Raw genomic sequence first — 12,935 nt, 5'->3', positions numbered from 1 at the left:
GTGTTAAAAAAATTATCGGATTGAAATTTATGTTGCGCATTACTGATTTGTTCGCCCGTGTTGAAGAAAAAGAAATTCTGAAAGGATTAAATCTGACGGTTAATCCGGGCGAAGTCCACGCCATTATGGGCCCAAACGGTGCAGGAAAAAGTACATTGGGTAATGTGTTATCCGGCCGTGACGGCTATGAGGTAACGGGTGGTAGTATCGATTTTAACGGCAAGCCCTTGTTCGATTTGGAAATAGAAGAGCGCGCGCGCGAAGGTTTGTTTTTGGCGTTTCAATATCCGGTTGAAATCCCGGGTGTGAGCAACATGGAATTTTTAAAAGCTGCCGTGGATGCCAAGCGTAAGCACAAAGGTGAAGCTGAGCTTTCAGCTGTGGAATTTATGAAAATGGCACGTGAGGCCAGTAAGCGTGTAAGTCTCGATCAAGCGTTTTTAAAACGCGGTGTGAATGAAGGTTTCTCGGGCGGTGAAAAGAAACGCAACGAAATTATGCAAATGATGTTGCTTGAGCCGAGTTTGTGCATTCTTGATGAAACCGATTCGGGTTTGGATATTGATGCTCTGCAAGTAGTAGCGAATGGTGTTAACGCCATGCGCTCTTCCGAGCGCAGTTTTATTGTTGTTACTCACTACCAGCGTTTGCTGGATTACATTGTGCCGGACTATGTTCATGTGTTGGCAAATGGCCGTATTGTCAAAACGGGCGGTAAAGAATTGGCCTTGGAGTTGGAAGAAAAAGGTTACGGTTGGCTTGAGCAAGAGGCTGTATAAGCATGAGTGATTTTCAACATCAGGCAATTAAACTTGCTGCTCAGCAAACGCCGTTAAGTTGGTTGGAATCGCTGCGTTCCAATGCGGCTGACAGTTGGTTGGCTCAACCTTGGCCTACGCGTAAAACCGAGCATTGGAAATATACGCCTATGCAGGGGCTGCAAAAAACACAATTGCAAAGCTGGGGCGCTGCAGCAAACCAAAGTGAGTGCAAAGGTGTGCAGCAGGATTTTATGCCGCTGGACGCTTACCGTTTGGTATTTGTAAATGGTGTGTTTGATACCCAGCTATCTGGTGAATTGCCGCAGGCGATTGTACGCTTTTCCCAGGCGGATTCGGATCAACAGGCGCTAATTGAACAATACCTTGGAGCTATCGTTGAGGGCGATCGCCATTTGTTTGCGACGCTCAATAGCGCTTGGTTGGATGACGGTATTTTGTTGCATGTGCCGCGCAACCAAGTGCTCGATAAACCGGTTTACCTCGTTAATATTATTACTGCACCTGCGGTTGCTGTTAATCAGCGGTTGTTGGTGGTGTTGGAAGAAAATTCGCGCGCCGAAGTGATTGAGCATTATCTGTCTAGCGATAATGTGCAAGATAGCTTCGCTAATTCGCTGACTGAGATCCATATTGGTGACAATGCGAGTTTGCATCATTACCGGTTAAATTTGGAACAGGAGGCTGCCCAGCATATTGGTGCTGTGCATGTGGATTTGCAGCGCAACGCCCGTTTGCGTGGTTTTGCTATCGCTTTGGGTTCGCGTTTAATGCGCATTGATTATCAGATGAATCACCGCGGTCAAGGTGCAGAGCTTGATTTGCAGGGTGTTTATGTTCCGCGTAACCAGCAAGTGGTGGATTACCACACGAATATTTGCCACTGGGTTCCTCACTGCACCTCGAATGAAGTGTTTCGCGGTATTGTGAGCGATTCTGCGCAGGCTATTTTCAATGGACGTATTTACATTCATAAAGATGCACAAAAAACCCTTGCTGAGCTCAGCAATAAAAATTTGCTCACATCAAATAAAGCTGAAATTAATACCAAACCTGAATTGGAAATTTATGCTGATGATGTGAAGTGTGCCCACGGCGCGACGATCAGTCAGCTAAATGAAAATGCTCGCTATTATCTGCAAAGCCGTGGCCTGTCGCGTGCAGAAGCGGATGTGATGCTCAGCTTTGGTTTTATCAATGAACTGTTAGAGCAAATTGCACAGCCAGTTGTGCATGATTATTTGCAACCGCGTTTGGCTCATTTGTTTGGTCGTGATAACAGCTTGAATATCATTGCAAATGCGGTGGAGTCATCTAATGCCTGAATTGCTTTTTGATGTTGAGAAGGTTCGCGCTGATTTTCCGATCCTCCATCAAGATGTGAATGGTCAGCCACTGGTTTATCTCGATAGCGCTGCAACTACGCAAAAACCGAATGCAGTTATTGATGCAATCAGCGATTACTACCGCAACGATAACAGCAACGTGCATCGTGGCGCACACGCGCTGGCAGATCGCGCCACAGTAAAGTTTGAGGCTGCTCGCGCTAAAGTGGCGGCATTTTTAAATGCGCCGGATGCAAAACAAATTATCTGGACTCGCGGTACCACCGAGAGCATTAATCTGGTGGCCAATTGTTGGGGGCGTAGCAATTTAAGAGCAGGTGATCGTGTTCTTGTCTCTGCAATGGAGCATCACTCCAATATCGTTCCTTGGCAATTAGTTGCCGATGCACTGGGGGCGAGTGTCGAGCCTATTCCGGTAGATGTGACAGGCACCATCGATTTGTCGGCATTCGAGGCGATGCTGGATGATCGTGTAAAAATGGTTTCTGTTGGGCATGTGTCCAATGCGCTAGGCAGTATCAATCCGGTTGAAAAAATTATCGCACTTGCTCATGCAACGGGTGCGAAAGTGACGGTAGATGGCGCTCAGGCAGTGAGTCACTGGGCGGTAGACGTGCAAGCACTGGATTGTGATTTTTATGCTTTTTCTGCACATAAATTATTTGGCCCGACTGGATTGGGTGTGCTGTACGGCAAGCGCGAGTTACTTGAGGCTATGCCACCGTATCAAGGTGGCGGCGAGATGATTGAAACCGTCAGTTTTGCAGGAACCACGTTTAATCAGTTGCCCTATAAATTCGAAGCCGGTACACCGGATATTGCTGGCGCAATTGGTTTTGGCGCGGCGATTGATTATCTCAACAGTATTGATCGCAAGGCAGCGGCGGCACACGAACAAGCTCTGCTCGCTTATGCGGAAGAAAAAGCCCGTAATACATCCGGCATCAAACTGATTGGCACATCTGCCAATAAAACCAGTGTGATGAGTTTTATTTTGGAAGGTGCACATCCAGCAGATGTAGGTGTCTTATTGGATAAGCAGGGTATTGCTGTACGCACGGGCAATCACTGTGCCCAGCCTATTATGGATCAGTATGGAATTCCCGGCACAGTGCGCGCGAGTTTTAGTTTTTACAACACCTTTGCTGAGGTTGATCGCTTGTTTGCGGCGATTGAAAAAGCAAAAACATTTTTATTGTGATCGTTAATGAGTTGATGTTTATCGGAGTAGGTCATGAGTATCGCTTCATTTGATCCGCAATTGGAAACCGTTTCGGTGACAGCGGCAGCTGCTGCTCATTTCAAACGTCAGTTGGATGCGAGTGAATCATCCTCCGCAGTGCGATTGAGTGTTAAGCAGAGCGGTTGTACAGGTTGGATGTATGTTGTTGATTTGGTGTCAGAAGCCAAAGCAGATGATTTACATGTGCCTTTGGATGGTGGTATCGAGTTGCTGGTCGATGCAAAAAGTTTATCGGTGGTCAGTGGTACGGAGATCGATTACGTCACTGAGGGGCTGAATCACCAACTTAAATTCAATAATCCACGTGTGAAAGATTATTGTGGCTGCGGCGAAAGCTTCAGCGTCAACTGAGTTTCTGTTAGAAGAGAATAGGTATGTCTGAAAGACGCATGGTGGTTGCCCAGGCAGATTGTCCTGCGCGCCGAGTTCCTGACGGGACACCACTGGTAATTCCGGAGGGCACTTTTGTTACTATCACCCAGGCGCTGGGTGGTAACTACACTCTGACATACCATGGCCAAATGGTTCGTGTAGATGGCACTGATGCTCATCTGCTGGGGCTTGAATCGACCAGTATTGAATTTCCTGCCCCTGAAGATGATCGCATTATTGAGGGGCAGGTGTGGCAAGCCTTGGGTAGTGTCTATGACCCTGAAATTCCAGTTGATTTGGTCAATTTGGGGTTAATTTACAAAGTAGAGATTGATCAATCTTCGGGTCGAGTGGATATCCAAATGACCCTGACCGCGCCAGCTTGCGGCATGGGGCCGGTTTTGGTGGGCGACGTCGAGTATCGGGTGCGTTTGGTGCCCAACGTCAAGTCAGTCAGGGTTGAGTTAGTGTTTGACCCTCCATGGCAGCGCCACATGATGAGTGAAGAAGCCCAACTCCAGACGGGCATGTTTTATTGATTCAGGGCTTATCCAAGCTCCAGCCAGAGAATTCCAATGACCCAATTTGGTATAGACGTTACCGCCGATGACATTATCGAAAGTCTGGGCTTTTTCGATAATTGGGAAGAGCGTTACAAATACATTATTGACCTTGGCAAAGAATTGCCGCCGATGGATGAGCGTTTACGTACTGATGAGTATATTGTGCGGGGTTGTCAGAGCCAGGTGTGGCTGGTCGATGAATGGCGTGATGGAAAGTTGTTTTTCCTTGCCGACAGCGATGCTTTCATCGTCAAGGGGTTGCTCGGTGTTGTTTTGGCAGCATTTAATGGCAAAACCCCTGGCGAGATTCTCGTGTTTGATGTCGATGGCTATTTCAAGCAGCTGGACTTGCTGCAGCATTTGAGTTCGACCAGAGGTAATGGGCTTAAGGCGATGGTGAAGCGTATCCAGGATCGAGCAAGAAGCGTCCAATAATGGTTGATGCCCTTTAAGCTGATTTTGTTTATTAATCAAATAGCTAGCATATAAAAATCACGTAAACCCGCGTATAATTCGCGGGTTTTGTATTTTGTAGGCTGTAAAACCCATATTTGGGTCAAAAGTGCCTGCAGTAACCCGTAATTGAGTATGGAGTCTCTCATGGCTGTTGAACAAACCTTATCGATCATTAAACCGGATGCTGTAAGTAAAAACCACATTGGTGAAATTGTTGCTCGCTTTGAAAAGGCAGGGCTCAAGATAGTTGCCCAACGCATGATGTTGCTGAGTCGTGTGCAGGCAGAAGGTTTTTATGCTGAACACAAAGGTCGTCCGTTTTTTGATGGATTGGTCGATTTTATGACATCTGGTCCTGTTGTCGTTCAAGTGCTTTCTGGTGAGAACGCCATTTTAGCCAACCGTGAATTGATGGGAGCAACTGATCCTGCCAAAGCGGCACCGGGCACTATTCGCGCTGATTTTGCCCAAGCAATTGATGCCAATGCGGTGCATGGTTCTGATTCTCCCGCGTCTGCTGCGCGTGAAATTGCGTATTTCTTTGCCAGCAACGAAATCGTTCTTCGTTAATATTTTAGTGCCGTTTCTTCGTGCTGTTGCACACAATGTTTGTACAGGTATCGAGCCATGACTGATGTATCCAGTTCCACTATTTCCGCGAGCGCGGTTACCGCAGAGGGCTCTGCCAAAACAAACCTGCTCGGTTTGCCGGAGGCAAAACTGGTCGCTTTTTTTGAATCGATTGGTGAAAAAAAGTTTCGTGCCATTCAGGTGATGAAATGGATTCATCAATTCGGTGCAGATAATTTCGACGATATGACTAACGTAAGCAAAGCCTTGCGTGCGAAGTTAAAAGATATTGCTGAAATTCGTTTGCCCGAAGTGGTTCAGCAATTTGATTCTGCTGACGGAACGCGCAAGTTTCTAATTCGTGTCAGTGGCAACAATGTGATAGAAACGGTATTTATTCCGGATGGTGATCGCGGGACACTTTGTGTTTCATCACAGGTCGGTTGCTCTTTGGATTGTAGTTTTTGTGCAACGGGAAAACAGGGTTTTAACCGTGATCTGACTGCCGCTGAAATCATCGGTCAGGTTTGGATTGCAGCAAAATCGTTTGGGCAGTTACAACCCAATGGCCCACGTAGCGTCACCAACGTAGTGATGATGGGTATGGGGGAGCCGTTGCTCAATTTTGATAATGTTGTCGATGCAATGAATTTAATGATGCACGATAACGCATACGGAATTTCCAAGCGCCGCGTTACATTAAGTACTTCAGGTGTGGTTCCGCAATTGGATCGGCTTAGCCAATTTACTGACGCGTGCCTGGCGATTTCATTGCACGCACCTAATGATGAGCTGCGTAATGAGCTGGTACCAATCAATCGCAAATATCCTATTGCGATGTTATTGGATTCTGCAAAACGTTATATCGAAGCGATGCCTGACACCCATCGCAAAATTACGATTGAATATACATTAATTGATCAGGTAAATGATCGTCCTCATCATGCACGCGAACTAGCGGAACTACTGCGCGACGTGCCGGTCAAGATAAATCTCATCCCCTTTAATCCCTTCAATCTGTCTAACTATAAACGAGTGAGTAATAACGCACTGCGTAAGTTTCAAGACATTTTGATGGAAGAAGGGTATATCACCACTGTACGGACTACGCGTGGCGATGATATTGATGCAGCTTGTGGCCAATTAGCTGGGCAGGTAAATGATGTTACCCGTCGCAGTGAACGTTACCGTGCTCAATTTGATGAAGTGCAAGCGGTAAAGATTATCGGCCAATAATGTCAATTTACATGGTGTGGATGATGCAAATGAATAAATTTATAAAATTGCTGAAATTAACCCTTATATCTTGTGCTGCTGTTGTTGCTCTTTCAGGTTGCGTCTCTGAAAGCAAAGGCAAAACCGGTAAGGCAGTTAAACAGATCAATACGGTCAAAGCACTTGAGCTACATGTACAGCTGGCTAATGGCTACATTGACAAAGGTAACCGCGAGTCAGCAAGACATCATTTGCGTAAAGCATCTGATATAAAGAAAAACTCTCCTGAAGCAACTGAAGCTTTGGCGCGTCTTTATCAGTTGGAGGGGGAGCCAGTTCTAGCAGAAAAAACGTTTAAGCAGGCGCTCAAACTCAAGAAAAATTTTACTCTGGCCAATAATAACTACGGTGTATTTTTATTTGGTGCAAGACGTTATGAAGAAGCATTAGCGCAATTTGAACTTGCAGCGAGTGACCTTGACTATGACGGGCGGGCATTGGCACTGGTCAATGTTGGACGGACAGCTATATTGCTTGGGAAAAATGAACGCGCAAAGGCAGCGTTTGAGCATGCATCTGTGTTGGATAGAGGAATTTCAGAGCCCTTGATTGAATTGGCTGATATGAACTTTCAGCAGCAGGATTATGCAGAAGCAAAAAAATATTTGGATAGATACCAATCATTGGGTCAACAATCGGCACGTGCATTATTGTTAGGGATACGTCTGGAGCGCATATTTGGCAACAAGGACAAAGAAGCCAGTTATTTATTGGTATTGAAAAACCGATTTCCTTATTCCAAAGAATATTTGGAATACAAGCAAACGATGATGTAAGTAAATTGATAGGCGTTTTTAATGGCATCTGATGACGATAAAAAAACAACTGACGATAGTCGGTTTCGTGAATTGTCACCTGGCAAGCTACTTGTTTGGGCGCGCGAGCGTGCCGGTCTAACTCAGGAACAAGTCGCTAAAGAACTTTATATGACGATGACAAAAGTGCGTGCGCTGGAGTCGGATGATTATCGTCATATGGCATCAGATACTTTTACCCGCGGTTATATTCGTGCTTATGCCAATTTCGTTAAATTGGACGTGGAGCAGGTGTTATCTGCATATGATCGTCATGCCCAGAAGCATGGATTAGTAGAGCAGGTTATGCCTCGTCGTGTTGAATCACCTAACAAACCGATATGGCAATTTATTACACTGCTGTTGTTGGTGTTGTTTGTTCTATGGCTTATCTCAATTTGGTTTTTTGATAACCGACAAAAAGAAACATATAACAAGCCTGCAACTATTGTTCCTCCGGCCGAAACAGTCATGAGTGCAACTGTAGTTCAATCGTTCAGTTCCGGTTATACAATATCCAGTAGTGCTACAAGTTCCTCGAGTATAGAAAATTCCGCGGTACCTCCAGCTGTTCTTGATGCTGCTTCGACACATGAGGTTGGAAACTCTTCATCATCCAGTAGTATAGCTGCAACCTCAGCTGCTGCGTCCTCCCGGATTCTGAAACTTGAATCTACAAGCCAGACATTTTCCGGTGCGTTGGATGTTATTGGATTTCATTTTACTGAAGAGTGTTGGCTTGAAGTCAGTGATGCCAATGGCGATGCTTTAATTGCCGACTTACAAACACCTGGAAGCCAGTTAACGTTACAGGGTGTTGCTCCTTTTGATGTGAAATTGGGAAATGCCCCCGCAGTAAAAATTGAATTAAATGGCGATATGATAGAGGTAGTCCCAGCTTTGGGTACTAATGTGTTATCGCTAAAAGTAGGTAAGCCGAAGAGCGAATAATTTCGCTACGATCAGGATTAATTATGCACTGCGAGTCTCCTATTAAACGCCGTAAATCCCGTCAGATTATGGTTGGTAATGTTCCTGTAGGCGGTGATGCTCCTATTTCTGTTCAGAGTATGACCAACACAGAAACTACAGATGTGATTGCTACGGTAGAGCAAATTCGCCGCATCCAGTTAGCAGGTGCGGATATTGTTCGTGTTTCTGTTCCAACAATGGAAGCCGCTGAAGCATTTGGTGAAATTCGTAAACAAGTATCTATACCTTTAGTCGCAGATATTCACTTTGATTACCGTATTGCTTTACGAGTAGCAGACTTGGGTGTGGATTGTTTGCGTATTAATCCAGGTAATATCGGACGAGAAAAACGCATAAAAGCTGTTGTCGATAAAGCTCGCGATTTAAATATACCAATTCGTATTGGTGTAAACGCAGGATCATTGGAAAAAGACCTGCAAAAAAAATATGGTGAACCGACACCTGATGCCTTGGTCGAATCTGCTTTGCGTCACGTAGAGATTTTGGATTCATTGAATTTTCAAAATTTTAAAGTCAGTGTAAAAGCGTCTGATGTGTTTATGGCGGTTGCAGCATATCGCAAATTGGCAGTTTTAATTGAGCAGCCCTTGCACTTGGGTATTACTGAGGCCGGTGGTTTACGTTCTGGTACGGTGAAATCATCGATTGGCTTGGGTGCGCTATTGATGGATGGTATCGGTGATACTATTCGTGTATCCCTCGCTGCGGATCCCGTAGAAGAGATTAAAGTGGGTTGGGATATGTTGCGCAGCCTGCGTTTGCGCAGCAAGGGCGTTAACTTCATCGCCTGCCCGAGTTGTTCTCGCCAAAATTTCGATGTCATCAAAACAATGAATGACCTGGAGCAACGTGTTGAGGATATTACTGTGCCTCTTGATGTGGCCGTGATTGGTTGTGTGGTTAATGGGCCAGGTGAAGCGAAAGAGGCGGATTTGGGTTTGGCTGGTGGTACGCCGAGCAATTTAATTTACATTGATGGTGAGCCCAATCAAAAGCTAACTAATGAAAATCTCGTAGACAATCTGGAGCGGTTGATTCGTGCAAAAGCAGCTCAAAAACAAGCACAAATAGACGCAGATGCAAAAAATATTATTGCTAAAGCCTGATGGTTTTTCGCTCGCATTCTAAAGGTTAGAAATTGAAAAAAATCCAAGCAATTCGTGGAATGAATGATTTACTGCCTGAACAGTCTTCGTTATGGCAGTATGTTGAAGGTGTTGTGACTGATATTTTGGCTCGTTATGGGTATCAGGAAATACGCTTTCCAATCGTTGAATCAACAGAACTATTTAAACGTTCCATCGGTGAAGTGACCGATATTGTTGAAAAAGAAATGTATACCTTTGCTGATCGTAATGGCGATAGCCTCACCTTGCGCCCTGAAGGAACTGCGTGTTGTGTGCGTGCATGCGAAGAAAATGGATTGCTTTACAATCAAACACAACGTCTGTGGTACATGGGGCCTATGTTTCGTCATGAGCGTCCACAGAAAGGGCGCTACCGCCAGTTTCATCAAATCGGTGTAGAGACATTTGGTATTCAGGGGCCTGATATAGACGCTGAAGTACTTGTATTAAGTGCGCGTATTTTACGTGAGCTTGGTGTTGCTGACGATGTTGTACTACAGATCAATTCGCTAGGTAGTTCGGATGCACGTCTGGCTTATAAGACCGCACTGGTTGAGTATCTGTCTCGTTTGCAAGATCAGTTGGATGAAGATAGCAAACGCAGGCTCACAACTAACCCAATGCGTATTCTTGATTCAAAAGATGCCAACACCCAAAAACTACTCGACGCAGCTCCCGTATTGCTTGATTATCTTGATGAAGAGTCACGGGTACATTTCGACGGACTGAAGTCATTATTAGATGCTGCGGGTATCCGCTATCAAGTCAACCCACGTTTAGTGCGTGGCCTTGATTATTATGGTAAAACGGCGTTCGAATGGGTAACTGACAAGCTTGGCGCTCAAAGCACAGTTTGCGCTGGTGGCCGTTACGATGGTTTAGTGGAGCAGTTGGGGGGCAAATCAACACCAGCGGTTGGCTTTGGTATTGGTCTGGAGCGGCTGGTTTTGCTATTGCAAGCGGTTGATGTTGTCCCCGTTGGACTTGATCAACAAGCCGATGTATTTTTGGCTGCGGTGGGTAATGTTCAACCAATTGCTATGCAGCTAGCAGAACGTATCCGCGATGAACTGCCTTTTGTACGCTTACTGACCAATTGTGGTGGTGGTAATTTCAAGAGTCAGTTAAAAAAAGCTGATAAAAGTGGTGCAGATATCGCATTGATTTTAGGTGAGGATGAAGCTAACGCAGGTACCGTCAGCGTCAAGTTTTTACGTGAAGAGACAGAGCAAAAAACATTGCCTTTTGATGAGGTAATTGCTTATCTTCGCTCGCTTGAGTAGCCCCTCTTTTTAAGCAAAAAAATAACGTTCTAATCATTTATTTATGTTTGGCGTGCTGCGTCATATCTACAGGAGTCAATTGTGAGTGTACATCTTTCAGAAGAAGAACAATTAGAAGTATTAAAGCGTTGGTGGAAAGACTACGGTAAAACAGTTGTTATTGCTGTTGTTGTTGCTGTTGTTGGCTATTTTGGTTACACCACATGGCAAGATCAAAAACGCCAGAAAGCTGAGCAGGCATCTGAGATGTACGAGCAATTGCTTAAATTGGCTGTGACTGAGCCAGGAAAGTCGTTGAGTGCGTCAGATAAAGCGACCATAAGTCATCTTGCTGGTGAGCTCAAAGATGCAAACAACAAAAGTATGTATGCACACAGCGCTGCTTTTTTTCTCGCTAAATTGGCAGTAGAAGATAATAGATTGGATGATGCAGTTACTGAACTTAAATGGGTTTTGTCTGCCAAACCGGATGCTGCTACCGAGCAGCTAGCTAGATTGCGTTTGGCTCGTGTATTAACTGCACAAAAGGCTTATGACGATGCGTTAGCTCAATTGTCACCTGAGCCAGCTGCTGCATTCACCGCTGAATATGCAGAAGCGCGCGGTGATATTTTGAAATTACAAGGTGATTTGGATGCTGCGCGTACTGCATACGAAAAAGCGCTGACAGCAGCAAATCCGCAACAACAAGAGCGTTACATGTTATTACAGATGAAAGTAAATGATTTGAAAGTAGATGCTACTGTGCCAGCAGCTGCGGCTGCAGAGGAGAAAGCTCAATGATGCAAGTCTCTGTGAGGCACTTGAGCTGCGTGGTATTGCTTTGTGCATTCGCTATGTCTGGTTGTTCCTGGTTTAGCAAGAAAACCGGGAACGAACCTATGGAACTGGTCGATTTTGAGCAGACTCTCGATCTCGATAAAGTATGGAAGCGAGGCATAGGTGAAGGGCAAAACGAAGGCTTTAGTAGTCTTACTCCTGCATTGGATGGCGACACAATTTATGCTGTTGATTACGAAGGATTGGTTGTTGCTGTCAATAATAAGACAGGCAAAAAACTATGGTCTCGCAAAGTCAATAAAGAACAGCTTGGCTTATGGGGCTGGGTAAAGAGTTTTTTTGTTGCTGGTGATCCTAACCGTCAAATTGTCGGTGGCATCGCTGCTGAAAATGGTTTGTTGCTGGTTGCTACCTATGCTGGTGAAGTGATGGCCTTATCAAAAGAGAACGGCGATGAACTTTGGCGCAAACAATTACCGGGAGAGATAGTTTCTGCACCGAGGACAAATGGTAGTGTTGTTGCAACACAAACTGTTAATGGCAAATTGTTTGCTCTGGATGCAAAAACGGGTGAACAATTGTGGTTTTATGACAATCCCCCTCCAGTATTAACTCTTCGTGGTACGCCATCACCTATAGTCACAGACACTGCTATTTATGCTGGATTTTCTAATGGCCGGATGATGGCTTTTAATCCTGCAAATGGTCTAATTTTGTGGGAGCAGCGCATTGCATCACCTAAAGGCCGTTCAGAGTTGGAACGTATGGTGGATATCCATGCGAGTCCTCTGATTCGCGATGGCGTCATTTATGTCGGTACTTATCAGGGGCGTATCAGTGCACTGGCGCGTGGAACCGGTAGTCCTATGTGGGGGCAAGATGGCTCTACCAGTGAAAATTTAGCGCTGTCTGCCGATAAGTTATTTGTTTCCCATGCAGATGGGAAGTTAGTAGCCTACAGTGCAACCACAGGCGAAAAATTATGGAGCAATGAGAAAATGTTGCGCCGTGGTTTGAATGGTCCCCAAGTTTTCGGTGACTACGTTGCTGTTGTTGACTTCAAGGGTTACATGCATATCGTCAATCAGAGCGATGGAGAATTTGTAGCTCGCGTCCGTGTTGATCGAAAAGGTGCGCGTGCCCCTATGTTAACTGATGGTGAAACTCTTTACGTGTTCACTAATCGCGGTAAGTTGATTGCTTATCGTGCGAAAGCTGGAAAATAGTTTCCCTCGACAAACACAGTCTAGCCAGCCGCTTGAGCTTACCTTGCGTTAATGAGGTAAACTTATCGCGGCTGGTTTTGTTTTTCCGCGGCTAATTTGTAGCTCGCTGTTTTATGTTTCTTTCTTTG

Annotated in this window: 14 protein-coding genes; all 14 read left to right on the top strand. The window is 45.3% G+C overall.

From position 1 onward, the window contains the following. Window positions 1–29: 29 nt before the first annotated feature. The 14 genes from sufC (at window position 30) to bamB (ending at window position 12,807) form a co-directional block, all read left to right on the top strand. The gene (gene sufC, locus VC28_RS07650; RefSeq protein WP_049630121.1) at window positions 30–779 is read left to right on the top strand and encodes a Fe-S cluster assembly ATPase SufC; all 750 of its coding nucleotides are present in this window, start codon (window positions 30–32) and stop codon (window positions 777–779) included. A 2-nt stretch (window positions 780–781) separates the two neighbouring features. Continuing rightward, window positions 782–2,104, top strand: coding sequence for a Fe-S cluster assembly protein SufD (gene sufD / locus VC28_RS07645; protein WP_049630120.1), 1,323 nt, complete (start codon window positions 782–784; stop codon window positions 2,102–2,104). Beyond that, the gene (locus tag VC28_RS07640) at window positions 2,097–3,326 is read left to right on the top strand and encodes an aminotransferase class V-fold PLP-dependent enzyme (protein ID WP_197085495.1); all 1,230 of its coding nucleotides are present in this window, start codon (window positions 2,097–2,099) and stop codon (window positions 3,324–3,326) included. The genes sufD and VC28_RS07640 overlap by 8 nt, the downstream gene beginning before the upstream one ends. A gap of 33 nt (window positions 3,327–3,359) precedes the next feature. Beyond that, window positions 3,360–3,719 carry a HesB/IscA family protein gene (locus VC28_RS07635; RefSeq protein ID WP_053094168.1) on the top strand — a complete coding sequence of 120 codons (360 nt, stop codon included), beginning with the start codon at window positions 3,360–3,362 and terminating at the stop codon, window positions 3,717–3,719. A gap of 23 nt (window positions 3,720–3,742) precedes the next feature. Then, the gene (gene sufT, locus VC28_RS07630) at window positions 3,743–4,279 is read left to right on the top strand and encodes a putative Fe-S cluster assembly protein SufT (protein ID WP_231591676.1); all 537 of its coding nucleotides are present in this window, start codon (window positions 3,743–3,745) and stop codon (window positions 4,277–4,279) included. A 36-nt stretch (window positions 4,280–4,315) separates the two neighbouring features. Then, a complete protein-coding gene (locus VC28_RS07625; RefSeq protein WP_049630118.1) occupies window positions 4,316–4,738 on the top strand; it encodes a SufE family protein in 423 nt (140 codons plus the stop codon). A gap of 165 nt (window positions 4,739–4,903) precedes the next feature. Continuing rightward, complete coding sequence (ndk, locus tag VC28_RS07620; protein WP_049630117.1) at window positions 4,904–5,329, top strand: nucleoside-diphosphate kinase; 426 nt, start codon at window positions 4,904–4,906, stop codon at window positions 5,327–5,329. Window positions 5,330–5,386: 57 nt separating this feature from the next. Further along, on the top strand, window positions 5,387–6,565 hold the full coding sequence (gene rlmN, locus VC28_RS07615; RefSeq protein ID WP_049630116.1) for a dual-specificity RNA methyltransferase RlmN: 1,179 nt from the start codon (window positions 5,387–5,389) through the stop codon (window positions 6,563–6,565). A gap of 29 nt (window positions 6,566–6,594) precedes the next feature. Next, entirely contained in the window at window positions 6,595–7,380 is a 786-nt protein-coding gene (pilW, locus tag VC28_RS07610; protein WP_231591675.1) for a type IV pilus biogenesis/stability protein PilW, read from the top strand. Between the two features lie 21 nt (window positions 7,381–7,401). Next, window positions 7,402–8,349, top strand: coding sequence for a RodZ domain-containing protein (locus VC28_RS07605; protein ID WP_049630114.1), 948 nt, complete (start codon window positions 7,402–7,404; stop codon window positions 8,347–8,349). 23 nt (window positions 8,350–8,372) lie between these two features. After that, window positions 8,373–9,497 (top strand): flavodoxin-dependent (E)-4-hydroxy-3-methylbut-2-enyl-diphosphate synthase, encoded by a 1,125-nt coding sequence (ispG, locus tag VC28_RS07600; RefSeq protein ID WP_049630113.1) that lies wholly within the window; start codon window positions 8,373–8,375, stop codon window positions 9,495–9,497. A 32-nt stretch (window positions 9,498–9,529) separates the two neighbouring features. Beyond that, window positions 9,530–10,801, top strand: a complete 1,272-nt coding sequence (gene hisS, locus VC28_RS07595) for a histidine--tRNA ligase (protein WP_049630112.1) — start codon at window positions 9,530–9,532, stop codon at window positions 10,799–10,801. Window positions 10,802–10,882: 81 nt separating this feature from the next. Beyond that, window positions 10,883–11,584 (top strand): YfgM family protein, encoded by a 702-nt coding sequence (locus tag VC28_RS07590; RefSeq protein ID WP_049630111.1) that lies wholly within the window; start codon window positions 10,883–10,885, stop codon window positions 11,582–11,584. Next, complete coding sequence (gene bamB / locus VC28_RS07585) at window positions 11,581–12,807, top strand: outer membrane protein assembly factor BamB (protein WP_197085494.1); 1,227 nt, start codon at window positions 11,581–11,583, stop codon at window positions 12,805–12,807. Before VC28_RS07590 ends, bamB begins: the two co-directional genes overlap by 4 nt. Window positions 12,808–12,935 lie beyond the last annotated feature (128 nt).

The organism is Cellvibrio sp. pealriver, assembly GCF_001183545.1.
GTDB lineage: Bacteria > Pseudomonadota > Gammaproteobacteria > Pseudomonadales > Cellvibrionaceae > Cellvibrio.
This window is presented reverse-complemented; position numbering and strand designations above follow the sequence as displayed.